The sequence below is a fragment of the Enterococcus sp. CWB-B31 genome (genome assembly GCF_020567645.1).
Classification (GTDB): domain Bacteria; phylum Bacillota; class Bacilli; order Lactobacillales; family Enterococcaceae; genus Enterococcus_L.
In genome coordinates this window covers 21,024-44,967 of the sequence record NZ_JAJDJW010000008.1, presented here as the reverse complement: position 1 = coordinate 44,967, position 23,944 = coordinate 21,024, and the positions used below count along the sequence as shown (strand labels likewise).

Annotated in this window: 24 protein-coding genes; 5 read left to right on the top strand and 19 right to left on the bottom strand. The window is 34.5% G+C overall.

Going from position 1 to position 23,944, the window contains the following annotated elements; all coding sequences use genetic code 11:
- Positions 1-57: 57 nt before the first annotated feature.
- The gene (locus LI954_RS08970) at positions 58-312 is read right to left on the bottom strand and encodes a hypothetical protein (protein ID WP_229444295.1); all 255 of its coding nucleotides are present in this window, start codon (positions 310-312) and stop codon (positions 58-60) included.
- 317 nt (positions 313-629) lie between these two features.
- Positions 630-1,001, bottom strand: coding sequence for a nuclear transport factor 2 family protein (locus tag LI954_RS08965; RefSeq protein WP_229441242.1), 372 nt, complete (start codon positions 999-1,001; stop codon positions 630-632).
- Positions 1,002-1,416: 415 nt separating this feature from the next.
- Between LI954_RS08965 and LI954_RS08960 the strand changes: the two genes are divergently transcribed.
- Positions 1,417-2,226: an aldo/keto reductase family protein gene (locus tag LI954_RS08960; protein WP_229444294.1), complete on the top strand. Its 810-nt coding sequence runs from the start codon at positions 1,417-1,419 to the stop codon at positions 2,224-2,226.
- Positions 2,227-2,627: 401 nt separating this feature from the next.
- Here the strand turns inward: LI954_RS08960 and LI954_RS08955 are convergent, their stop codons facing one another.
- From LI954_RS08955 to LI954_RS08935, 5 genes are all read right to left on the bottom strand, one after another.
- The gene (locus LI954_RS08955; protein ID WP_229444293.1) at positions 2,628-2,984 is read right to left on the bottom strand and encodes a transposase; all 357 of its coding nucleotides are present in this window, start codon (positions 2,982-2,984) and stop codon (positions 2,628-2,630) included.
- A 138-nt stretch (positions 2,985-3,122) separates the two neighbouring features.
- Positions 3,123-4,076, bottom strand: coding sequence for a riboflavin biosynthesis protein RibF (gene ribF, locus LI954_RS08950; protein ID WP_202068929.1), 954 nt, complete (start codon positions 4,074-4,076; stop codon positions 3,123-3,125).
- Between the two features lie 20 nt (positions 4,077-4,096).
- Entirely contained in the window at positions 4,097-5,017 is a 921-nt protein-coding gene (gene truB, locus LI954_RS08945; RefSeq protein WP_202068931.1) for a tRNA pseudouridine(55) synthase TruB, read from the bottom strand.
- A 223-nt stretch (positions 5,018-5,240) separates the two neighbouring features.
- Positions 5,241-6,590, bottom strand: coding sequence for a DEAD/DEAH box helicase (locus tag LI954_RS08940; protein WP_229444292.1), 1,350 nt, complete (start codon positions 6,588-6,590; stop codon positions 5,241-5,243).
- A gap of 57 nt (positions 6,591-6,647) precedes the next feature.
- Positions 6,648-7,835, bottom strand: coding sequence for a VanZ family protein (locus LI954_RS08935; RefSeq protein ID WP_229444291.1), 1,188 nt, complete (start codon positions 7,833-7,835; stop codon positions 6,648-6,650).
- A gap of 135 nt (positions 7,836-7,970) precedes the next feature.
- Between LI954_RS08935 and LI954_RS08930 the strand changes: the two genes are divergently transcribed.
- Complete coding sequence (locus tag LI954_RS08930) at positions 7,971-8,306, top strand: hypothetical protein (RefSeq protein WP_202068183.1); 336 nt, start codon at positions 7,971-7,973, stop codon at positions 8,304-8,306.
- Between the two features lie 120 nt (positions 8,307-8,426).
- On the opposite strand, the gene LI954_RS08925 is transcribed toward LI954_RS08930, so the two are convergent.
- The 4 genes from LI954_RS08925 to LI954_RS08910 all read right to left on the bottom strand — a co-directional run bounded on the left by LI954_RS08925 (position 8,427) and on the right by LI954_RS08910 (position 12,082).
- The gene (locus tag LI954_RS08925; RefSeq protein WP_229444290.1) at positions 8,427-8,768 is read right to left on the bottom strand and encodes a zinc ribbon domain-containing protein YjdM; all 342 of its coding nucleotides are present in this window, start codon (positions 8,766-8,768) and stop codon (positions 8,427-8,429) included.
- A gap of 310 nt (positions 8,769-9,078) precedes the next feature.
- Positions 9,079-10,041: a DHH family phosphoesterase gene (locus tag LI954_RS08920; protein WP_229444289.1), complete on the bottom strand. Its 963-nt coding sequence runs from the start codon at positions 10,039-10,041 to the stop codon at positions 9,079-9,081.
- Between the two features lie 16 nt (positions 10,042-10,057).
- Entirely contained in the window at positions 10,058-11,392 is a 1,335-nt protein-coding gene (locus tag LI954_RS08915) for a DRTGG domain-containing protein (protein ID WP_202068180.1), read from the bottom strand.
- Between the two features lie 9 nt (positions 11,393-11,401).
- Entirely contained in the window at positions 11,402-12,082 is a 681-nt protein-coding gene (locus LI954_RS08910) for a metal-dependent hydrolase (protein ID WP_229444288.1), read from the bottom strand.
- 790 nt (positions 12,083-12,872) lie between these two features.
- Here LI954_RS08910 and LI954_RS08905 point away from each other — a divergent pair.
- Together LI954_RS08905 and LI954_RS08900 are read left to right on the top strand one after the other, a co-directional pair.
- A complete protein-coding gene (locus LI954_RS08905; protein ID WP_229444287.1) occupies positions 12,873-14,003 on the top strand; it encodes a hypothetical protein in 1,131 nt (376 codons plus the stop codon).
- Positions 14,004-15,133: 1,130 nt separating this feature from the next.
- Positions 15,134-15,334 (top strand): cold-shock protein, encoded by a 201-nt coding sequence (locus LI954_RS08900; protein ID WP_086275065.1) that lies wholly within the window; start codon positions 15,134-15,136, stop codon positions 15,332-15,334.
- A gap of 251 nt (positions 15,335-15,585) precedes the next feature.
- Here LI954_RS08900 and LI954_RS08895 read toward each other — a convergent pair whose 3' ends face one another.
- The 7 genes from LI954_RS08895 to LI954_RS08865 form a co-directional block, all read right to left on the bottom strand.
- Positions 15,586-17,274 (bottom strand): hypothetical protein, encoded by a 1,689-nt coding sequence (locus tag LI954_RS08895; protein WP_229444286.1) that lies wholly within the window; start codon positions 17,272-17,274, stop codon positions 15,586-15,588.
- Complete coding sequence (locus LI954_RS08890) at positions 17,240-18,082, bottom strand: hypothetical protein (RefSeq protein ID WP_229444285.1); 843 nt, start codon at positions 18,080-18,082, stop codon at positions 17,240-17,242. The genes LI954_RS08895 and LI954_RS08890 overlap by 35 nt, the downstream gene beginning before the upstream one ends.
- 14 nt (positions 18,083-18,096) lie before the next feature.
- On the bottom strand, positions 18,097-20,208 hold the full coding sequence (locus LI954_RS16220) for a peptidase domain-containing ABC transporter (RefSeq protein ID WP_229444284.1): 2,112 nt from the start codon (positions 20,206-20,208) through the stop codon (positions 18,097-18,099).
- Positions 20,208-21,590, bottom strand: a complete 1,383-nt coding sequence (locus tag LI954_RS08880; protein WP_229444283.1) for a hypothetical protein — start codon at positions 21,588-21,590, stop codon at positions 20,208-20,210. The genes LI954_RS16220 and LI954_RS08880 overlap by 1 nt, the downstream gene beginning before the upstream one ends.
- A 163-nt stretch (positions 21,591-21,753) precedes the next feature.
- The gene (locus LI954_RS08875) at positions 21,754-21,945 is read right to left on the bottom strand and encodes a hypothetical protein (RefSeq protein ID WP_229444281.1); all 192 of its coding nucleotides are present in this window, start codon (positions 21,943-21,945) and stop codon (positions 21,754-21,756) included.
- A 250-nt stretch (positions 21,946-22,195) separates the two neighbouring features.
- Positions 22,196-22,978 carry an FIVAR domain-containing protein gene (locus LI954_RS08870; protein ID WP_229444279.1) on the bottom strand — a complete coding sequence of 261 codons (783 nt, stop codon included), beginning with the start codon at positions 22,976-22,978 and terminating at the stop codon, positions 22,196-22,198.
- Positions 22,979-23,001: 23 nt separating this feature from the next.
- Entirely contained in the window at positions 23,002-23,193 is a 192-nt protein-coding gene (locus LI954_RS08865) for a hypothetical protein (protein WP_229444277.1), read from the bottom strand.
- Between the two features lie 18 nt (positions 23,194-23,211).
- Between LI954_RS08865 and LI954_RS08860 the strand changes: the two genes are divergently transcribed.
- Entirely contained in the window at positions 23,212-23,469 is a 258-nt protein-coding gene (locus tag LI954_RS08860; protein WP_229444275.1) for a DUF4368 domain-containing protein, read from the top strand.
- A 51-nt stretch (positions 23,470-23,520) separates the two neighbouring features.
- Here LI954_RS08860 and LI954_RS08855 read toward each other — a convergent pair whose 3' ends face one another.
- Positions 23,521-23,664, bottom strand: coding sequence for a hypothetical protein (locus LI954_RS08855; protein WP_229444273.1), 144 nt, complete (start codon positions 23,662-23,664; stop codon positions 23,521-23,523).
- Between the last annotated feature and the right edge of the window lie 280 nt (positions 23,665-23,944).

Below are 23,944 nucleotides of genomic sequence, written 5' to 3'. Positions count from 1 at the left end.
ATCGAAATGATTCAGTGAAGGTCTTTCAGTATAAGAGAAGGAGTAAAACAATATCATTTATTGGAATGGCAACAATTTTTTGACAGTTTCTATAAATAATTGAGGCACATCCGTTTGTTCTGTTACGGTTGCCATTGACAATGAGCCTTCTGGGGTATGTGTTTTCGTCTTGTCGCCTGAGCCTAGAAACGGCACAGACGATTCCCTCCGGATAACATCCCCCAACTCATTGTCAATGGTTCGCTTCGCCAACGAACCACCGTAGATCGTGTTTTTTAACGCTCTATTTTCCACAGAAAAATTGTCAAACAAAGTGTAGCCTATTCATATTTTAACTTTTGATGTATCAAAAGAAGAAAACTGCAAGGTACTTTATCAGGAGAACCTCTATTGACGAACGCTGCTCAACCTCTGGAAAAATTTGACCTACATCAGACTATTCCTGGGGCGGGCGGGTTCTAGATCATTAAAAGGAGAAGCTTCACCAAATAAGGACAACTGATCAGAGAATATCTTCAATATCTTCTTAGAGAATATTCCGAAAACGCGACGATTCATCACTTTAATTACCTGAGGAAGTCTTGAATCTGTTCTATTTAATTCTGATTTTGAAAGGATAAACCGTCACTTTACTTTCTGAGAAAAGGACGATAAGTCACATGTTTACACTCATATTCACAGATACTTTGAATCTTTCCTTTTGAAAATTCAATCACAGAAACTCCATCAAACGCATATTCTTCTTTTTCTTTCGCATTAAAGTACCATTCAACAACTAGAATATCTTCTGAAACTTCCAAAATTCTATAAATAGACCACTCCAAAACTATTTGCTTTTCCAGCATATGTTCCAGCCACTGATAAATCTCACCGATTCCTTTATACACTGGCCCGTAACACTCTCTATAAGTAATATCTTGATTAAAATACTCTTCTATTTTTGAAAAATCTCGACTAATCCAACATTCAAAATAATGCTTAACAATTTCCTGCTTTTCCATACTTGCCTCCCTTTCTCCATTTAATTAACAATAATGATATATTCTTCCCTTTGTTCGCTTCATAATGATAGTGAACAAAATATTTCCTAAAATCACAATTACTCATTCTTTTATTTGGCAATCAAATTGTTTTGGTTCATCATTCATTAAAAAAGGCATTCACTTTCCTTTTATGATGTTTTTGTTAAAAATAAGCATTTTCTATAAAATCCGTTACTTCTATTATACAGGTTGAAGTTGAATATTAGTAATGCCTTTCGGATATGGTCAGCATTGCCAAAATATGCTTTGACTAAAGAATCTGCTATTTTCTTATCTATGATAAACCTATCAAAAAAGAGCAGCATTCTTTGTCTCCTCTCTTCATTTTTGTTAAGATAAGAAAAAAGCTCCAAAAGAAAGGAATGGGTGCTGTATGGAAACAATAAGGTTAAACACAGGCATTGAACTGCCGATTATCGGCAGCGGGACAAATACTTTTGGTAAGGAAAATCGTGACTATATGGGTAAAATAAACGGAGATACCACTGAAATCGAGACAGCGATTACTGCAGGCTATCGTCATTTTGACACGGCAATCAGCTATCGAAATGAATCTGTGGTTGCCTCTGGAATTGCTAAAAGCGGTATTCCCCGGTCAAAATTTTTTATCACTTCAAAGCTGCCGGGAAAGCCAGAATATACATCGAATGAAGCTGCTGTTCAAAAAGGTGTTGAAGAAAGCCTACGTACGCTGAAAACAGATTATATTGATTTGTTTCTGATTCATCATCCTTGGAATAATCCGGAAGAAATTACTTCGGTATGGAAAGTACTGGAGAAGTATACTGATAAGGGTGTATTGAAAGCCATTGGAGTTTCCAATTTTAACGAAGAACAGCTGAAACATCTACTTGATCATTCTCGCATTAAGCCTGCTGTTAATCAGATCGAATCGCATCCAGGTCTCTGGAATGATGACATTATCGCTTATTCTTTAGAAAACAACATTGTTCCCGAAGCGTGGGGGCCTTTAACCAGAGTCAGTCCTGAAGCCAAAAAAATACTGACTTCAATTGGTGAAGAATACGGTAAAACATGGGCTCAGATTATTTTACGATACCAGCTGGATCGCGGAGTAGTCGTTATTCCCAAATCTCATAATGAAGAACGGCAAAAACAAAATCTTGACTTGTTTGATTTTGAACTGACTGAAGAACAGAAAAATAAAATTGCACAACTTTAGGAACTGTCTGAAAACTCTAGTGGCGAGCATTTTCGTAATTTCCATAGATTTCATCATCACAAATCCTCACTTATTGCCAGTCCCACTGGTGCAGGAACATCTAGTGAGATGGTATGCAAAGCTCTGATAGAAAAATGACATTAGTGGTTATTCGCTCCCTAGCCTTTGCCTTGGAGTGTTTGACCGCTTGGATTTTTTATTTGTACCACATGCATACCCCCATTATTTTTATCTGATAATTCTTTCGCTAGATGAAGGACATCGGTTAACTCTAGACAATGATCTTTTCCGCTACTTTCTTTCTCTGCGAAGAGAATGTCGCAATCACTTAAAGCAGATTTTTGAACCTCTATTCCAATCCTCTTGGCTGGAAACTCTTGCATAACCAATTTTGACTTTATCTAACTTTTACTAGTAGATTTGATATCTTCCCTACTAGTATACTTTGAAATCCACTGTCTTAAAACACTGTGGGAAGAAATTGAGAATGTTTCAATCACCTCGTTGAGTGATTTCGCATTATCTACAACTGCTTTGACTGCGCTAATTTTGAGTTCCTCTGGATATCTTGTCCAAGTCTTAAGTTCTTCAAGACGTTCAACTCCGCCTGCTTCATATTTACGAATCCAGTCTTTCAAGGTCTCATTTGCCACACCAATTCTTTTAGCCTCTGCATTGGTAGATAACCTTGACTGAAGGACCTGATGAACGGAGAATAATTTTTCTTCTACACTAAATTTTACTATCGGCGCATACAAAAACTCCCATCATAGTAGATTAGAAATTTTGTTTTTTCTAGTGTCTACTAGGTTGGGAGCATACCAATTCAACGAGTCAGCCTGTTTGCTTTTTCGATTTTATTTTTGAATTAAACTGATTGAATATACTTCGTTTAATTATGAATTACTATGTCTGTTTTTAAAATAGTCAGCTGTATCCTGCTCATCCTGCTTCAGCTGTTCAATCAGCTGTTCAGCTCCATCAAATTTTACCTGGTCACGCAGGTAATGATTCCAACGAACAACAACCTGCTCCCCATAGATGTCCTTGTGGAAATCCAAAATATAAACTTCCACAGTCAGCTCGCGCCCGTCACCAAATGTATCATTATGACCGATTGATCCCATTCCAACATACCAATGTTCACCGATTTTAATCTGTGTGGCATATACCCCGATACGAGGCAGCCGAACAGTGCTTTTCACACGAATATTCGCAGTAGGAAATCCAAGCAGCCGTCCTCTAGCATCTCCATGAACAACTGTACCTTCAATTTCATACACATAGCCCAATAAATCAGCAACTTCTTCCATATCCCCAAAATCCATCATTTCCCGAATTCTGGTAGAGCTGATTTTTTCTCCGTCCATCTCTTCACGCTGAACAGTTATGATATCAAAACGTTCTTTGGCATATATCGGAAAATGCATCACATCAGCGATTTCTCTTGGTCCATACGTATAATCAAACCCTGAAACAGCTACTTTAGCATGCAAATCAACAATATACTGATCTACAAAATCCTGTGGTTTGAGATGCGCAAAATCAGAAGTAAATTCAATAACATAAAGGATATCAGTCCCCAAAGCAGCCATTCGTTCTTCTTTTTGTTTAAGACTAGTCAAATATTTCATTTCATTTGGCTTTACTTTTTGAAATACAATGGAGGGATGCTGATTAAATGTCATGACTGCCAGCTTCAAACCTCTTTCATCTGCAATTTTTCGGCCTGTTTCAATTACCTTTTGATGTCCCTGATGAACGCCATCAAAAAAGCCTAATACCATTACCACATTATCAGCAGGTATCTGTGCCGGATCATAGGGGTGACGAATGGAAACAATTTTCATAAGACAAATCTTCCTTCTATTTAATTATTTCTAAGTACTTTACTTGGCTTTAACAACTCTTTTTTTTCTGGATGCTGTTTATATAAACTGACTACCAAATCTTGATAATACAGCGCAATTAAGTCCTCAGGCATTTTATTAAGCTTCAATTCCTGAAGCGATAAAAACACACCATTTTTCACTTTGGCATAGAGCTTATCCGTCAAATCGACTCTTGGAAATTCAGCAACTGCTATCTCTATGGGCAATAGGATGTCATCAATTTTTCCCAGCTCTTTTTTTTCAGCAGTTTCTGCCAACGTTACGCATTGCTCTGCTTTCAAACCGCCGCTGGCTGTTCGAACCAGTTCAGACATATGTGCTGGAACTCCCAAAACTTTCCCGGTATCCACCGAAAGCGTTCGGACATAAGTCCCTTTGCCGCAAACAACTTCAAAGGTCCATGACTGTGTTCCCTCTTCTTTATTAAACATCGGTACGCTTGTCCGTTTGAAGGAATGAATCATCGCTTTTCTTTCCGGACGCTCTACCTCTTCACCATTTCTAGCATACTCATATAGTCGTTTTCCATTTACTTTTACAGCAGAAAACATTGGTGGAATCTGCGTGATTTCACCTGTAAGCTGCTTCATCGCTTGATCAATCTCCTCCAGCGAAAATGGCTTTGCAATAATTTCCTGTTCAACCACTTCTCCTCCGGCATCTTCCGTTGTTGTAGAAAAGCCCAGTGTAATCTCTCCCTCATAGGTTTTACCGGAATCTACCATATATTCAATGACTTTGGTTCCTTTACCAATACAAATCGGCAAAACCCCTGAAACATCAGGGTCTAATGTACCGCCATGTCCAATTTTTTTTGTATGTAAAATTTTTCGCAGTTTGAAGACACAATCATGACTGGTCATTCCTTTTTCTTTCCACAAGGGCAAGATTCCATCCATTTTATTTTTTCCTCCATTTACATGCTAACTTGGTTATTATAGCATAGAACACTTGAAGAAAACATTGTTGAAAATCTATAAAAAGCTTTCTGTCGCAAAGCTCATCCCCCAAAAAAAATTCAACATGCCTCTCTTTTGAATAATTGCTAAAACGAACATTCTTCCACAATAAATGAAGAGCCTCAGACATCTAGTGCCGCAGACTCTTCAGGTTTGTAATAGTTTACTGATTTGAATTCTTTTTTGATTTTCTCGCTGTACGCGTTTGCTGTCGGCGTTCAACTTTACGTTTCTGTTTATTGCTGGCCGAAATCGCACGATCAATCTTCTTTTTGTAGCCTGGTTTGATTTTCTTCTTCTTCTTTTTCACCAAGCCAATCAATGTTGGATCAAGCTCATCTTTTGATTTCACTCGTTTTGTACGACGGTTACGATCATAAGTTTCTACAATCTCGCCATTTTTAATTTCTTTAGGATGGAAGCTTATTCCCAACTGTTCAATCTGAGTAATCATATAATCATCAGATGGCTCGTACAACGTAATCGCTGTACCTTCCAAGCCGTTTCTTCCAGTCCGCCCTACCCGATGAATGAAAAAATCCAATTCTGCAGGAATTTCTGCATTAATTACATGTGATACACCTTCAATATCAATTCCTCTGGCAGCCAAATCTGTTGCCACAACATACTGGAATTCCAGATTCTGAACCTGACGCATCACACGTTTCCGCTCTCTGGGCGTAATATCTCCATGAATCTTCGCTACTTTCAATCCCTGTCCTTTTAAAAACTCAGTGATTTCATCCACACGCTGTTTTGTATTGGCAAAAACAATCGCCAAGTAGGGATGACCTATTGTTAGCAGCTGATAAATCAGGCGATTTTTGTCTTTTCCTTTTGTCGAAATCAGCCAATTATCAATCGTCTCAGAAATAACGGCTTTTGGTTTAATATGTTCAACGACTGGGTTCTCCATGTATTTTTTAAGGAATGGACGCAATTTTTCTGGAATAGTCGCTGAAAAAACCATCATTTGCAGATGAGCAGGCAGTCTTCCTGCGATTTGATCCACCTCTTCAAGAAAGCCCATATCCAGCGTCATATCTGCTTCATCGACAACAAAAGCAGATGCAGTATGCACTTTTAACGCTTGTTCATTAATCATATCTAAAATACGTCCCGGCGTACCAATGACCACATGAGGCTGCTGATTTCCAAGCTTAGCCAATTGACGCTGCTTATCTGTACCACCGACAAAATTTGTTACACGTATTTCCGGTTGACTAAACTGAGCGATTTGCATCGCTTCACGATAGATTTGACCAGCCAGCTCTCTACTGGGTGCTGTAATGACTACACTAACCTCATCAAGAGTCGGATCGATTTTATCCATTAACGGCAGTAAAAAGGTATGTGTCTTACCGCTGCCGGTTTGTGATTGACCTACCACACTTTTTCCTTTGTTGATTACAGGAATTAGTTTTTCCTGTACTTCTGTCGGCTCTTTAAAGCCTTTTTCTTCTAAAGCTTTCATGATAAATGGTTGAAATTGAAATTGTTCGAATGAACTCATTTTCCCCACCTCTTTTCTTTTTTTCTACGTTAGCCCTCAAGCATTATAACACAAAATCTATACTTCCTCTGTGCTTTTTTCAAACTTTTTATTTGGTGTAATTGTACTGACTGTATACGTGTGGCTGGCCCGTTCATAAAAAAACTGCCGTTGCTTTTTCAAAATTGAATAACCAATACTGAATATGAACATTAGAATAATAATCAGACTGAAAATAAACAGAATCAAGCTCACGGCTTGAAGTATTGGATTCGCTGAATTTAACCATACATCAGCATAAGAAGCATAGATACTGCTCAACTGAAAAATATAATACAGATAACCATAGCGTAAAAACAGCGCCTGAAAACTGATTTTAGCTTTCCCTTCTTCCACAATCCTGATTTTTACAATCTTTTTTCCCATAGTCTGACCATTCGTGAATGTCGGAATTAGCATAAAGACAATTAAGACAATTGGAAAAAACCAAATTCGATTGTCAGAAAGATGTACCTGATCGTCCCACATCCGATATTGACTGCTAAAGCGAGGGATTGTCGTAATAATGGTTTGAACAATACCTATTAGAAACCAGTCAATAGCGAAAGCAGACAGCCGCCTGAAAACCGTCACCTGTGCTCCTTTTCTGTATGCTTCTTCATCAATCTCTTCTCTGCTTGGCAGCAAAAAAGTAAACAAAGGAGTAATGGCATATCCAATCATACTTCCCAATGTGTTATTGATCAGATCATTTATGTCTGCCAGCCTATAAGAACGAGGATATATAAGATACAGTCCGCTAAGCTGTGTCAGCTCAAAGAACAATGACAGAAGAAAACCTGTCAGAACGACTTTTTTAAATGAAAATTTAAAATAATAGCGTAGATAAATACCTAATGGTACTAAAAGTACAATGTTGAAAAGCGGTTCAAGAACTACCCCCTGTTTCATAGCAGGTATATAAGTATTTGGATCGCCTAAAACCAAGGTTGTTTCAGTAAAAAAACGAACAACGGTATAAAACGGACGCAGTTCAATGATCTGACTGGTATAATGTGCCACTTCTTCCCTAGGCGGTAATGGCAGAATCACCAGAAAATAAGCACACAGCACATAGAATACGAATGAATATAAAATAAGTGCCCTCCAAAAAAGAAACGTACCATACTTTCGATATTCATAGATAATAAAAATAAAGGATATCGCAAATGCCAAAAAAGGAAAAATAATCAGTGCTGTCCTAATTGGTCCTGCGTAAATATACATTGTATCTTCCCCACTTTCTCCTCTACAGTCTATAGAATAAATGTACTTTTGTCATTTCTGATGATTGTTGAAAGAAAGTAATTTTTGAAAAATATACTGGTTAAAGTTATTATAGAGAAAAGGGAGGGATAGATTATGCTAAACAGCTATTTTGCATTTGGTGTACCGATATTTTTAATGATTTTATATCTTTTTTTCGAATTAGTCAGAATAAAAACAAGCATTCATTACTATATAGGATTCATTCTTTTACTGATTTCTACATTTATGACCCTGTTCAGCTTTCAGGTGCAGCAAACCCTTTGGACTTCCAACATAGATACCTATAAACTTTATGGTTATCCTCCCGAAATTTTATGGCTGCCTTTAATTATTGGTATTCTTTTAGTCATACTTAACAGCGGGCGGGGAATTAAACGGATTTATCTATTCCAACAATCGAGAAAACATGGACATCCTGAGCAAAAGTAGAGCTGTTATGAAATAGAATTGACTGACGATTAAACTACCATTTTTTTTGCTTCTAAACAATTCTATGATTAACTTGTTAAAAAAATCCTTCCACGCTGTTTAGCAGGAAGGATTTTTTTATTAAGCTTTTTTCACGAATTCAGACTTCAGCTTCATCGGTCCAAAACCATCTACTTTACAGTCAATATTGTGGCCGTCGCTGCTTTCAACCAGACGAATCCCTTTGACTTTTGTTCCTTGCTTGATAGCTCCGCTGGCTCCTTTCACTTTTAAATCTTTAATGACTGTCACCGTGTCGCCGTCTTCAAGGACATTCCCATTGGAATCCTTAACAACAAGCCCCGTTTCCTCCACTGATTCACCGGCAGTCCATTCATGACCGCATTCCGGACAAATCAACATTCCCCTATCTTCATAAGTATACGCGGACCCGCACTCCGGGCAATTTGGCAAAATATCCATTTTATCTCCTCTTTCAGTCAGTCTCCACTTGCTTCTATGCAGCGGGCTATTCGTATTTATTGAGATTAGCGCTGTAATAACTAATCCTTTTTGGTTCAAGACCCTTCTTTAAACCAATACCCGTATAAGTTTAGCTTACTTGACTGAAAAAATAAAGACAGAAATAAATTACATTTCTTGTTACTTTACTAAAATAAAAAATGCTCTAAGAGAATAATTTATCGACTACTCCAAAAATGTTCTTTTTTCAGTATATATTGCACAAGCTTATCAATTTTCTTCTTTTAAAAATGCTAATTTTTAAACAACCCTATTTTATCTGCTGTTTGCGAAATGCCTTACAGATCGCCTGTATTTCCCGATAGATGACATTGACTTCTTCCATATCTCTGGCATTTGCGCCGCTTGCCAGCGGATGTCCGCCGCCATGATGCCGCTTGGCAATTTCATTTATTACAGGACCTTTGGAGCGCAACCGTACGCGATAATAGCCTTCAGGCTGCTGAACAAAGATCCCCCATGCAAGTACTTCATCAATAGCACCAGGCAGAGCTACGATAGCTGCTGTTTGTGCATCAACAATGCCGTTTTCATTTAAAAGTTCATTGGAAATAATCACCTGAGCCGCTCCCTGCTCGTCAACAGCCAACGCTTGATAAACGTATCCGGCAAGCTTGGCAACAGATAAAGACATCTCCTCCAGCTTACGGTTAAGACCGGTCGCATCAAAAGAATAGCCTCTCAACTCAGCTGCTGTTTCCAGTGTGTGAGGCGTTGTTGCCGGATAAAGAAATCGTCCTGTATCTCCTACAATTCCCGCATATAACAATCGTGCGGCATTATCTGTCATTACCAGCTCATCTTGAAACTCATCATAAAAATCAACAATCATCTCACTACAGCTGCTGGCTTTGGTATTTATCCAAACAAGATTTCCGTAAGGTTCATCGTTCGGATGATGATCTATTTTGATTAATTTATCCCCCAAAGAATAGCGATCATCACTGATTCTTGGCGAATTTGCTGTGTCTGTAACAATAACCAGCGCATCTTTATAAATGCTATCTTCAATTTCATTCATTTCTGCTAAAAATTCAAGTCCTTCGACAGCTCCTCCCACCTGATACACTCGTTTTTCTGGATAGCTGGCACGAAGAATTTCTGCCAATCCAACCTGAGAGCCGATTGCATCTGGGTCCGGCCGCTGATGCCGATGAATAATTATCGTTTCATAGTTCTTTATTGTTGAGAAAATATCCTTTCTCACACTCATACTGCTACTTCCCCTCCTACGACCGTTCCATAACCTGACAGACAACAATGGCTTTAGCCACGATTGCATTTTCCAGATAAATTTCCACATCCAGTTTTGCGGAACGTCTTCCTAATTCCAATATTTTTGGACGGATATTCAAATCACTTTCCAGCTGAATCAGACGTAAATAATGAAGGTTAATCTGTTCAATTAGTACGTTTCTTTTCTGGTTCACGACCATTGTCCGCTGTGTTACATTTGAAATAATTTCACTTAAAACACCAAAAGAAATCGTCCCAACACTATTAACCATTTGCGGTGTTACCCGGAACTTAAAAGACGGAGTTTCAAGCTTCCCGGTTTCAGGACTCTGTTCTTCTACAGTCACAATTTCTCCTGAAATTTGATCAGAAATCGTGTCTGCGATTTGAGTTTGCCGCTGTACCAGCTGCATTGCCTTCATCACATCTTGACGGGAAACCAGACCCACCAAGGAAAAATCATCTTTGACAACCGGCATGACCTCCAGTCCGTCCCAAATCATCTGATGACTGACACTAGCTACACTCATTGTTTTCTTAACAACAATTGGTTCCTTTATCATAACTTTGTCCATCAGCATAGTATCATTTTTTCCGATTACATCCTTTGCTGTAATGATGCCCACCAGACGCATATTCTTATTTACAACAGGAAATCGGGAATGTTTCGTTTCCTCTGACAAATGCTTGTAGTCTGCTACTGTGTTGGATACTGTTAAATAATTAGTTTTTTCAAGTGTTGTATAGATATCACTGACCAGCATAATATCCTTTTTAATCAGCTGATCACTTAAAGCCCGATTGATCATAGTTGCTACTGAAAATGTATCATAAGTAGTCCGTAAAACCGGCATTTCCAATTCATCAGCCAGCTTTTCAATCTCCTTTGTTGTATCAAAACCACCAGTAATCAGGACCGCTGCGCCATTTTCCAAAGCCAATTTCTGTACTTCATCCCGGTTTCCTACAATCATCAGGGAGCCGGGAGTGATATAACGCAGCATCGCCTTCTTGGTCATAGCTCCAATAACGAACTTGTTGAGAACTTTATCTAAGCCGCCTGAACCTCCCAGAACATCGCCTTCAATGATTCGAACAACTTCACCAAAGGTTAATTTTTCAATATGCTTTTTCAGCTTACGTTCAATACGAATTGTTCCCACCCGCTGAATGGTTGAAACAAGCCCTATGTTTTCAGCATCTTTGATTGCCCTATAGGCGGTTCCTTCACTGACACCAAGATTTTTTGCAATACTTCTTACTGAAATTCTATCGCCAATCGGTAAACCTTCAATATGCTGTAAAATCTGATCATGTTTTGTCGCCATATTATCCTCCTAGAGTTCAATCATTTCACCGACTGCCAATATTTTCCCTGAGTTGTTTTTCAACTTCTGAACAAATGCTTCCGCATCCTGCTTTATTAAGTCAAACGTATTGTAATGAATCGGCACGACCATTTTTGCTTTTAAATAATCTGCGGCAATCACAGCTGTTTCCGGTCCCATTGTAAAATTATCGCCAATCGGCAGAAAAGCCACATCAATCTCATACAGCTCACCCAACAACTTCATATCTGAAAAAAGTGCAGTATCTCCCGCATGATAGATTGTCTTTCCTTCAGCCTGAAAAATAATTCCAGCAGGTTCTCCCATATACAGCTTCTGATTCTCAAACTTGTAGCAGGAGCTGTGTAACGCCGGGACAAATGTCACTCGTCCAAATGGAAAATCATATTTCCCCCCCAGATTCATTCCATGGCTGGAAAGTCCTTGTTCAGCAGCAAATTCAGCAATCTCCACTATACTTACTACTTTCGCATTATTTCGTTTCCCGACAGGAATCATGTCGCCAATATGATCATCATGTCCGTGTGTAACAAGAATTACATCTGTTTCCACTTCATCAGCAATTAAATCTGATACAGGGTTCCCGGTAATAAAGGGGTCCAACAGTATATTGGTTCCATCGTCCAGTTGTATTTCTACACAAGAATGTCCATGAAAAATCAACTTCATTATTAATTCTCCCTTCTTCACTTTAGAAATAACGATCTCTTCGTTCATTCAATCTTCTATTTAAAAGTATAACAGAAAAAAAACATTTTAGTACAGGATTGATTTGAAGTAAAAAAACATTGATTCAAAAATAACTGAGCAGTAATATTCCTGCGTATTTATTAAATAATAATATAGTATAATTTATGATAAAGAAAATTACCTGTGAGAGGTGCAGAATGAACTGCTTCTGAGACTATCTTCAAATACTCAAAGAATCAAAATATAAGAACGGAGATTTGCGAAAAAATTACGGATGACTTTCTATTCTAATTAGAGAGAATCCCTATAGAGGCATTTTTATCTGTCCATCAAAAAATCTTGGAAATACAAGAACTCATTATTGCTTGCTTTGAAGCGCTGCATATCAAATTGACTTCATATAAGAATTTATTGAATATACTAACATTAAAACCGAAAAATCTTTAAACACAAATAAGCATCGACAGAAAGCTTTTGAAAAAAAGCTGCAAAAAACCACCACATCGGGTAATGTGGTGGAAATGAAGGTTGTTATTTACTCTTGGTAGGAGTAAGTATGAAAAACCAATTCGGGATAATTGGCATAGCTCAATTCTAATATAAACCATAGAGAATCACATGAGGAATCCATATGGATTTATTAAAATTTCCATGAGAAAAGAATAGAATATATATCTTCAATGTCTAATCATATCATTTTCTACTTTAGCCCCTCTATGCTACACTTTTTATATAGATAGAAAACATTTCACTATAGGAGGAATTGATTATGTCAGATAATGGAAAAACTCGTTTTAATGAATTGTTCTCGGATAAAATTCAAGGTCCTTTTGTCACATTTGTATTGAATGTGCATGTCGCCCACCAGGATGTCAATAAAGATATTCTGGCTTTTAAGAACCTTGGAAAGTCTGCAAAAGCCCGCTTTGAAAAACGTTTCAGCGACTTTGACTGGGCACCATTTCAGGAAAAAATCGATACATTAGAAGCAGATGCAGCATTCTGGCGTAATAATACCAAAAGTCTCACTATTATATTCACCAGGGATCAAACATTTATTTATAAACAAAATGTCCCTGTAGACAATCAGTACTATGTTGGTAAGAAACCTTATCTGCTTGGCATTATCAAAGATAATCAATTTGCTCATAACTATTATCTTCTTGCACTAAACAGAGATTCCTTGTCAATTTATCTGGTTAACAATCATGAAGTATCAGCAGTCGAGCTTCCTAAAAATGCACCGACTGACATGGTAAGCACTTTAGGTGATGAATTAACCGGTGGAAACTTAAATTACTCCAGTAGAGGAAGTGCCAGTGCTGCCAATTCAGGAAAAGAAGGCGTTATCTACCACGGGGTAAACCCAAAAGACGAAGAGGTGGAAATTGACTGGACAAATTACTATCAGGCAATTGATGCCTATTTAAAAGATGCTTTTGATAACCCTAATAAACTTCCAATTTATTTATATGCATTGCCTGAGAACCAAACAATATTTAAGAAAGTAGCAAAAAATCCGTACTTTAAAGCCTCACCTTCTGTTTCACTCTCACCTGCTCAAGCTTCCATAAAAGACATCAAAGCAGGAGCGAAAAAAATTAATCAGGAGCTGGAAAATCAACAGACCCAAAATAACAATCAGCTTTTGGATAAGAAATTTCTGGATCAAATGGTAGACATTGTACCTGCAGCAGCAGAAGGTCGTCTGTCACATTTCTTTATTTCAACATCAAATTTTGTGAATGAGACAAATAAAATGACATCAAAAGAATTCGATTACCGCAAGCTTTTAAACAATACTGCTTATCAAGTGATTGAAACGGGTGGAAATGTTTTTGTCCTTGACCAGCCATCTTCACCAGATGAAAAATCACTGTTGGGAATCTTACGATATTAGAATAAGTAGGCTTAGTGAAGCAAGTCGTTGTTATTCATCAGCGGCTTGCTTTTTTATACTGCAAATTTTTTAACATTTATTATTTTAAAAAAGAGCTGTCAATGAAAGAAACTGTTTATTTTACTTTCGGCTGCTGAAGCACTAAAAAATGGGGAATATAAAAGCAAAAGAGCGATTCGCACCAGTTTAAAGTAAATAGTTCCTTTTACATCTTTTGGGCTCAATTACAAATATAATAAAAAAATAAATCCATCTCTTGAAACAACACTTGCTTTTTCATTAGACAAGTATTTATATGCAGATAGTTTCTTAAATTTCACAAAGAAATTTGATTCAATATAACAGCCATCTCCTAAATGATGAAACAAGTCTTTTAATGTATCAGGCTTGTATTCATCCTGAGAATTAATCTGAAAATTTTACTTTCTACATTCCCGAGCTACTATGTTTCGATACTTTTTAACATGTTGATTCACATCATTATAGCCCTGTCCCGAATTTGTCAGTGGTTTAACTAATTGAATTTCTTCATTCTTCATCATACATCCCCATCTCCTTCCTATAAAATAGTTCTTCATTTGTATAGTACAGCTTATTTACACATTTCTATAAAATGAAGTTTATAAATTATCCTCTGAAATTAGACGTACCCGGAATACTGGTTTGTCAGTATTCCGGGTACTAGTTAAGTATTCTTATTTCTTATTAAGGTAGATCAAATATTGTATTAGTTAGAAAATCAGGTAAAAACTATCTATTAGCTAACGAAAAATCAATCTCATCTATACAACTTGAACCCTTCCTGCTTTCAAATCTATGCAGCTCCAAGACTGCGCCTTCGGAATAGATTTCATCAATGTGATTTCTGTTTTGCTTTCATATTTATCGCTTAACATATTTGTATTATAACAGAAAAAATAACAATAGTAACAAACTTCTTTTATACTAATGAAAAATTTAATAAGTCAGCTATTCTCTATGCAAATCAAAGTTTCTGTGTTATAGTAATAGATGTAGTTTTTGTTCGGTAGTATATGTGTAGTTGTTTCATTTTAAAGTAAACATCCTCCACATTTTCACCCTTCAAGTAATTGCAAAATATTTATGGAAACATAAGGAGGATTTTTATTATGGAAACAGGTACAGTAAAATGGTTCAACTCAGACAAAGGCTTTGGATTTATCACAGCTGAAAACGGAAACGACGTTTTTGTTCATTTCTCAGCTATTCAAGGTGACGGTTTCAAAACTTTAGAAGAAGGTCAAGCAGTTACTTTCGATATCGAAGATGGTCAACGTGGCCCTCAAGCGACTAACGTTAACAAAGCTTAATTAAACCATTAAATTTCGAGCCTGACAATTTATGTTGTCAGGCTTTTTTTGTATGTGTTGAAAACCACCGGCTACGCCGGTGGTTTTCAACACATACAATCACTCCAAAATCTTTTACAGTAAAAGATTTTGGGAGAGAAGAGAAACTCCAACTTTTTTTCGGAGTTTCTCTTAAGTTGACGATGTTACATGATAGTTACCATGTTTCAGAGAGTTACAATTTTATACTACAAAAAACAGTATAAAAAGTATCAATGTTCGTACAAATCATATAGAGACTTCAACAGAGATATAATCCACAAAATAATAGTTAGATAAATGAACATATCTAAAGATTCATGGTTAAATTCTATCTCAACTTGATTATTTTTTAAATAATCTTTATTTATAATAGGGGTACCAATCTCACTTAATACGTAATTACTTTTTGATAATTTTTTTCCATTCGTACTTAAAATAGTATTAGTGTATATAATTATAGGGAATTCAATAGACTCTTTATTTGATTCCTTCATTGTAATAATTAATTTTGATTTTTCGATTGATTTTTCGAAGAATTCATTTGCATAAATGATTTTATTTCCATATAGTTTGTATGTGTCTGTGACATTCTCACCATAACTTGGTAAATAGTCTGGTGTTGTTTTCTGTACCAGTTTTAAAGCTTCCTCTTTATCTTTTGAATAGAAAGAAGCTTTTATAGACTGATCATTGCTAGTTGTCATTATCGTTTTCGGACCAGATGAAGTATAATTTTCATCACCATTCCATGGGTTTAAGGATACAAACATCAAAATAACAACTTGAAAAATACCTACTAATGCAAAAAGACTATTTAATTTATTACTATTAGAAAATTGCAGAAAGAGATAGATTGAAATAATTGTAACCGGAACAAAAAATCTAAATGGAAATTGAATTAATTTAGCAATGGAAATGTCTTGTTCAATGAGATAGCTCCAAGGAATAATACTTGTTGATAATACTAAAAAGAATAACATAATGAGAAAAAGTAGCCTCTTCTCAAACGTATATGTTTTCCACTTTATTAAAGTAACACCAAGTACAGTCATTAATATAAGAACAAGGGATATTGGATTTAAAATCCAGTAATAACTATTTCGATTAATTGTGTTCAAACTCATTGTATGATTGACAAAAGGTGCTATCAATTTATTTCCTTGAGTAATTGTATAATAGGTTGCCCATACATTTAGCGTCAACAAAAGAAACAATATAACTTCTTTAAAAATTGCAAGTAAAAACTGGAGTTTGCTGTCACTTTTTATAAAAACAGAAATAAATACAGGTATATATATCAATATTAGAATAAATGCAGAAAGTATGTGTATTTGAAAGAGAAGTGCTGTAAAAAAACCTAGTTTAAATTTAGGTACTTTATTCTCTTCCAAAGATTCAAAGATGATAGTTAGGCATAGAGGCATAATGGCTGCACCCCAACTTGAAAATCCCTGTCTCGTTGACCAGTACAGAACAGAATATGTACACATATAAAGAATTGCACCCACACAGCTTTTTTTTTGATTGAGATGGCCTCTTAAAAGAAAAACATACATGTTACAACCTGATACTATAAACAAAATCAGGTTTGACAATACTTGATAAAAAAACCAGTTTTTACTAATAAGTACCAAACTTCCTTGTAAATAAGCAATTAAAGGACTATAAAATGCATTGACAATGCGACCTGATTGCTGAAACCCATACAGAGAAATGAAATATTCAAAATTTCCACTCCTAATTTGTTCAGAAGTATCAAAAAAGCGATTAAAATGGAAAATAGTATCTGAACTAACTACCATATTTTTTGTAATCAATTGAGGTATTATAAAAATGAATGAAACTAAGATGATAGCTAGAATGCTTTTTTTATTATCAGTCAATCTATTCTTGTGTGCTTTTTTCGAATATATCATCAATAAGTTCTGCTCCCAAAAGTGATTTACTGACAATACTTATACCAATTTCATTAGCTTCATCTTCTGTAGTTTGTGGGAAATTTAAGATTATATATTCCTCTTTTGAGTTATTTATACTAAATTTAATATTAAATCCCGTCATTCTTTGTATATCATCAATTGTTTTACAAGCTACGTAATTTTTTAACATTGTCTTATCTACACTTTCTACCCAATCTTTATCCCATTGAGGTTCATCAAATAGTATATTATCAAAAGATAATTCTATATCTTTCACTTCTTTTGAGTCTTCTTCGTAGCAAATAGCCAGATTCTCGTTTTTTATATCTATCTGATGTATCATAGACTCAAAATTCGTGTTCGTATACTTTCCATTAGTTATTTCAGAAATATCTTTTTTTACAATTTCTTGTAAGTTTGGTTCAATTCTTTCAGAGTAATCTCCATATATTTCTTGAATATACTTATATGACTTTGAATTTTCTTTATATCCAACAAGAATACTTTTTTTATTCTTGTCTAAAACTACAAACTCCCCATAGTCATATGTAAATGTGAAGTTCTCCTTCTCAGATACTAACTTCATACTATCTTCATTTAACTTGGCATTAATGGAGTCTGTATTTAACTCTCCATTTTCTATAGTAAATACTTCTTTCTCTCCTTTGTTCACTATAGAATCATAGTCATAGTATAACCCGTCGTAAGAGCTCTCTTCTTTTTTCATAGGTAACGAAGAATCTTTTGCACAACCAGTCAATATTAGCAACAAAAATATGCTTAAAAATGATTTTACTTTGCTTCTCATTGCTTATCTCCTTTTTAATATGGTATTTTGTTTGTATTGAAGTCTATTTTTTTATTACATCTCTCCCTAATATGTCCACTATGTGCAGTAAATATAAAGGTTGTTTTTCTAAAATTATCAAATGCAAAATTTAATAGTTTTTCTTCTGTTTCTTTATCAATATGAGACGTATCTTCGTCGAAAATCATGATTTTTTTATTTGAAACCAATGTTCTACAAAATGAAATTATCTGCTTTTGTCCCTCTGAAAGGTTTACTCCCTTTTCATAAATTAAAGAATCTAATCCCATGCCCATGTTTTTTAAAAGATTATCTAGTATCCCGCTAGTAATTATTTTATCCAATATCCTATTATTAATTTCATGATTGTGATTATTTGAAATTATATTTTCATATAGGGTTCCAGAAAAGACAGTGGTGTCAGACGGAGTGTACTCGATTAAACTTCTGACATCTTTAACTGATAAATTCTTCAACTCATTATCTCCTACTTTAAAAGATCCTACGTAGTCAGAGTTTACTTTGTCTAATAATTTGAAAAATGTACTCTTGCCTGATCCATTTCCCCCGCTAATAAAAATTTTATCTCCTTCTTCTATGTTAAATGATAAATTTTTTAGTATTGGATTATTTCCATATGAAAAACTGAGATTATCTAATGTTAAATCATATCTTTTTGAATCAATGCTTGTATCATCATAGTTTTCGGAATTTGCCTTTTCATATTCCAAAACTCGTTCAAATGATACTATAAATTGTTGATATTCTTTTTGAAGAGAAAATAAATTCATAATTGGTACTATGAATAAACTCATTAATGATTCAAAGGCTATAAGTTCTCCTAATGTTAAATTACTGGTAGATATCTGATTCATACCACTCCATAAAACTAAAAGCATTCCAATTTCTTGTATATTATTTGTAAAATAATTGAATGTACTTTCTAAGATACCATAACTTTTTCTAGAGCTTATAAACTTATCTGATAATTTGAGTAATTTACCAAGGAATTTACTTTCTAATTGTGAAGTTTTTATTAATTCGATTAAACTTATACTTTCACTGAAATTGGACATAACGCTCGCATCATACTCCATAAGTTCTCTTTGTTTTCTGTAAAATTTAGGAATTATTATAAATGAGACTAAAGAGTATAAAAAAACAATGCCCATAACTATCAAGAATAGTTGTCTATTAATAGAAATTAATGCTACTCCACTAACAAATATCATTGTAATATCCGACAAGAATTTTGTTATAATTTTTGAAAAGAACATACTAATATTTTCTAAATCGCCTAATCTGGTCAACGAATCTCCCGATTTTCTAGAGTTAACGAATGGAACATGTAAAGAAAAAAATTTAACCAAAAAATTTTCTCTTAGCGTACGTTGTAATTTCATATCAGTATCATTTAAAAGAATATCAGTTAAGTAAGAAAGGATATTTTTGAATAAATAAAAACAAATGAGTAATAGAAAGAACTTCTCTTTGTTTACAACGATTACTCTAAAAAGACTAATTGTTGTATTAAGTTCTGCTGAAATAAAGTTGTCTATAACTATTTGGTAAGATTTAGCCCCAATTATTGATAGTAAAGATATAAATAGAATAAGTGCTGATATGACTGTAAGTCTCTTTTTATATGGACTTATTAATTTAAATAATAGATTTATACTAACTTTTGCATAGATTTTTTTTGATTGTTGTGAATTATCAAATGCAATAATATTATTTGTCCAAACTTTTTCAAATGACGATTGACTCTTTACAGCTTTTCCTGATGCAGGATCAAAAATATACACTTTTCCATTTGTTATTTTTCGTACAACAACAAAATGAGATAACCCATCAGATTTTTCTATATGTGCTATTATTGGATAGCTAATTTCCTTATTTTTAAACGCTGTTTGTAAATCATCCATATCTCCATTTAACCCAGTTGCTTTAATTTCAAAAAGGCTAGCAGCTACTATTATATCTTGAATTGAAGATCCATATATATTCTTATTGATTCTATTTTTAACTTCATATAAAGAAATCTTATTTTTTAATATACTCAATACAGTAGCTAAAGCAGCGGCACCACAGTCCGTCTCATCATATTGAAGGAAATATTTACTCACTATGACAACCTCCTATAACTATTATGATTGTGTGCTAATAACTTAGCAATTATGACTATCGCAACAAAGCAAAGTACAATAGTTACCCCATATAATGATAAGAATTCTTTTGTAGAAAGCCCCATTAACTCAACTATATTTTCATTAGTCAATATAACCTTATCCAACCTATTATATGAGGGTATTTCATAATCTTTTGGACTGACATTTGAAAAAGTTTTTAAAATAAATAGATAAAATCCTCGAAAGTTCTTAGCGGCTAAAATACCTAAATTGCCCCCAACATATAACAATAAAGATTCCAACATAAAAACGATTGAAATTCTTTTTAATATTAATTCTCCATTTAGAACTTTCAAAAGTATGTAAATATTAAAAATGATAAATAATAATAGAGATATTATAAACACTGGTATAGCGAAATCTCCTAGAATTTTAAGTTTTTTGTACCTATCAGATGCTTTAATAAGGGTTACATAAGGATATGTGCTTAAAATTTTGGAAATTTCTTTTTCGAGTCTAGATACATTGATATCTTTTGATGGGATAATATTGATTTCATAATTTTTTTCTTTTTCCAAAATGTTTATAATGTCGCTTTTGCCTTTTATTTCTACTCCATACGGGTCTATTATGCCTTTATAGTTATCAGGAAATGCATTAACTTCTTCCGTTAAAAGAGACGTTCTTATATTTTTACAAGTCTCATTGGAAACATATATACTACTATTTATCATCTCTTTATTAAATTTAGATTCTTCACTGTTTTCACTGATTGCTGAAAATTTGTTAGGTTCAAATATTCCAACAATTTCTAATTGGATAGTTACTTCACTATGTCGATTAGGGCTATCAATCTCATGAATTACCGAATCTATTTTGTATAAGTCTCCTAGTTTCAATCCATATTTTGAAGCATACTCCATGGAAACTATAGAAGCTCCCAAATCCTTATTTAACTCTTCTTCTGAAAGTGTTCTTCCTTTGACAATATTAACTTTTTCTATAACAAAATCATAAGAAAATCGCTGATCCATGCCTACCATTTTAATTGTATCTGGATATTCTAGATTGTTATGATCGTCAGACTCGATTTCAAGATATGCTGGGATACTTAGGCTAAAAAAAGATATATCATTTCTCTTTTTTAAATCTTCTATAGTTTTTTCAGTGGGAAGAGTTGTTGTAATTGTATACCCTGTAGCATAATCCAAAGACATCTTATCTAGATTCTGAATAATTGACATTTTAGGACCAATGATGTTATCCACAGCATTATAGAACTTTATATTTCCGAAAGTGATACACAATGCAAAGACAATTAAAATAATCATTATAAATTCAATTGATACATATATGAGGCTTCGTCTTTTTATATCCATAAGCACTATTCTCCTTGTTGCATCTTATTTTCTCAGAGTATAGGTGTATAAATGATTCTGTTATAAAACTTGAAACCCAACACTCTTCCATTTTTCTAAAAAAATTAAAAAAGCCGACAAATCGGCTTTTATATTACTGAAAAAATAGTTGGAAACTTTTTTCCTAAGCTACCCAAGTATTTGTATGACCATAAGTACGTCTATGCTCATTCATTGCCGCATTAGCAGTGCCAAAAAATATATGATAGGCACTTACAAAAGTATTTCCTGCCCAAGAACTATGATAGTTGTTTTTACATTTCCAATGATAACCACCAACAATTTTTTCATTTTGTTTAACTGTGAGTTCTTTCAAAGTAATCACCTCCTAAAAAATTATTTATTACAAATAAACCATATCATATCATTTAATTAATTTCAACATAAAAAAAGAATATTCAGCCACTTAGAGTTGCTCAACACTTTCATTGTATTGTTTTATTGATTTATAATAAGCATTTCCATAGAATAACTAAATTTATTTTAGTGAAAAGTGTGATTTGACACTTCAAAAAGAGACCTACAAAATCAAAAATGTAGGTCTTTTTTCTGTTAGTCACATTCTATTATGCTCTTCTATCCTTCCTATACCGACTAATAAACACACCCACTAATATAAACAAACCACTTAATAATGCCGATACTGAACTTGTTTCGTTCATTTTTGGTAAGTCTTTATCAGTGTTTGAGCTAGTATTATTGTTTGATTGGTTAGAGCCACTAGACTTATTTGTAGAGCCTTTTGAGCTGTCGTTATTTGTTGCTGAGTCACTGGAACTTGTATCTGTTACGCCATTGCTTGTGTCTGCGCTATTTCCAGTGCTTGAATTATTACTGTCATAAGTTCCACTGTTTGAGCTGCTAGTATCTGTGATATCCTTTTTCTTTAGATTGCTAATAGCAGTTTCTAAATCAGACAAGGCATTATCAATTTCTTTTTGAATGCTGTCAGGATTAGCTAGAATGTCTTTAGCTTTCTGCAATGCCTCTTCTAATGCTTTAGTGGTTTCGTCTGCAAAACCGCCCTCAGTCAGTTTAGAGTCGCCACTTGTAACGGCTTCTTCTAGCCTGGTGGTGTCTGGTGTTGGATTTTCGAAGTCTTTTGTTACGGTAACTTCAAAGAAACCTTCTCCATATACACTTGGTTTCAAAATTCGTTTTCCTACGCTGCCAAAAGTGACAGTTCCACCATTAATGACATCACTAGGGTCAGAACTAACAATTGCTCCGTAGGCGTTTGGGAAATCTAACAGTGTTTCAGTATTTTTAGAGGTATCGTTGTAATACACTGTCTCTAAAAATTGATATATTTTTGACTCCCCAACTTTTGCAGTCGCTTCACCGACCACCTCGATGGAAATATCAAGTGTTTTTAATTGGTTACTGTATTGAAAAGCAAAAATCGTGTTATCTCCAATAATTTTAGTTGATTGGTATCCACCATTTTAATGGTGTAGGTTACGGTTTCTTCTGGTTGACTGTCATTGATTTCATATTGTGAAATTTTTAGTTCTTTTGTAATCTCAGAGTAGATAGTGATTGCCATATTGTAATAATCAAACATTCTATCTGGGACATACGTATGAAGGCATCTTTTGAAGAGAAAATCACACACTTAAAGCAAGTCATTCGACATATTCAAGCAGAGCTTGAGGAACAGCGAAACAAACGAGATATCGTAGCGCCATATTTGAACACTTTTCTTGAATATAAGAATGTGAAACAATTAAATCGAGCCATGTTAGTTGAGCTTGTGGAAAAAATTTCTATTCATGAGGATAAAAACCTAACAATTGAATTTAAGTTTGGAGATATCTACGAACAAATCGCTAACAAGTAGTAAGCACCTAGATATGAGGCAAGAACTATATACCTTGCCTCATATTCCTCTTTATGTTTCACTCCCATTACGTCCTAATAATCCATAAATCTTACCTGTTTCAAAAGTAAAGCCAGTACTTTCCAATACGGTTTTCCCATCAAATCCTTTAGTTACATTATCTAAAATCAGCTTCATTTTTTTCTGTCCTTTCATAAACAACTTTCTCCAACAGCTAACAAACATGTATACAAAACAATCTTACTCTATCTATGCTCAGTTATACACAATTTTACAAAAAAATATTTATTAAATCATCTACACAGCTTTTGGCCGTATCCTCAAAAAAGAAACCTGAAGAGAAATTATTTCCGTTCACCTTTCAGATTCCCTGCTAAATCTTTATATTTTACTTATTTTCAGCTTTTTCAAGATAAGATATATTTCCGATAGATTCTGCATCGTTCCAAAATTATATTGAACGTGGTATCGCTGC

Bases quoted from the DNA above. Each gene is read 5' to 3' on its own strand.
- LI954_RS08940 (WP_229444292.1), bottom strand. From the start codon at position 6,590: ATGAGTTCATTCGAACAATTTCAATTTCAACCATTTATCATGAAAGCT.
- LI954_RS08960 (WP_229444294.1), top strand. From the start codon at position 1,417: ATGGAAACAATAAGGTTAAACACAGGCATTGAACTGCCGATTATCGGC.
- LI954_RS08965 (WP_229441242.1), bottom strand. From the start codon at position 1,001: ATGGAAAAGCAGGAAATTGTTAAGCATTATTTTGAATGTTGGATTAGT.
- LI954_RS08905 (WP_229444287.1), top strand. From the start codon at position 12,873: ATGTCAGATAATGGAAAAACTCGTTTTAATGAATTGTTCTCGGATAAA.
- LI954_RS08935 (WP_229444291.1), bottom strand. From the start codon at position 7,835: ATGTATATTTACGCAGGACCAATTAGGACAGCACTGATTATTTTTCCT.
- LI954_RS08890 (WP_229444285.1), bottom strand. From the start codon at position 18,082: ATGAGAAGCAAAGTAAAATCATTTTTAAGCATATTTTTGTTGCTAATA.
- LI954_RS08900 (WP_086275065.1), top strand. From the start codon at position 15,134: ATGGAAACAGGTACAGTAAAATGGTTCAACTCAGACAAAGGCTTTGGA.
- LI954_RS08910 (WP_229444288.1), bottom strand. From the start codon at position 12,082: ATGAAGTTGATTTTTCATGGACATTCTTGTGTAGAAATACAACTGGAC.
- LI954_RS08860 (WP_229444275.1), top strand. From the start codon at position 23,212: ATGAAGGCATCTTTTGAAGAGAAAATCACACACTTAAAGCAAGTCATT.
- LI954_RS08865 (WP_229444277.1), bottom strand. From the start codon at position 23,193: ATGTTTGATTATTACAATATGGCAATCACTATCTACTCTGAGATTACA.
- LI954_RS08855 (WP_229444273.1), bottom strand. From the start codon at position 23,664: ATGAAAGGACAGAAAAAAATGAAGCTGATTTTAGATAATGTAACTAAA.
- ribF (WP_202068929.1), bottom strand. From the start codon at position 4,076: ATGAAAATTGTTTCCATTCGTCACCCCTATGATCCGGCACAGATACCT.
- truB (WP_202068931.1), bottom strand. From the start codon at position 5,017: ATGGATGGAATCTTGCCCTTGTGGAAAGAAAAAGGAATGACCAGTCAT.
- LI954_RS08930 (WP_202068183.1), top strand. From the start codon at position 7,971: ATGCTAAACAGCTATTTTGCATTTGGTGTACCGATATTTTTAATGATT.
- LI954_RS08915 (WP_202068180.1), bottom strand. From the start codon at position 11,392: ATGGCGACAAAACATGATCAGATTTTACAGCATATTGAAGGTTTACCG.
- LI954_RS08920 (WP_229444289.1), bottom strand. From the start codon at position 10,041: ATGAGTGTGAGAAAGGATATTTTCTCAACAATAAAGAACTATGAAACG.
- LI954_RS08925 (WP_229444290.1), bottom strand. From the start codon at position 8,768: ATGGATATTTTGCCAAATTGCCCGGAGTGCGGGTCCGCGTATACTTAT.
- LI954_RS08880 (WP_229444283.1), bottom strand. From the start codon at position 21,590: ATGGATATAAAAAGACGAAGCCTCATATATGTATCAATTGAATTTATA.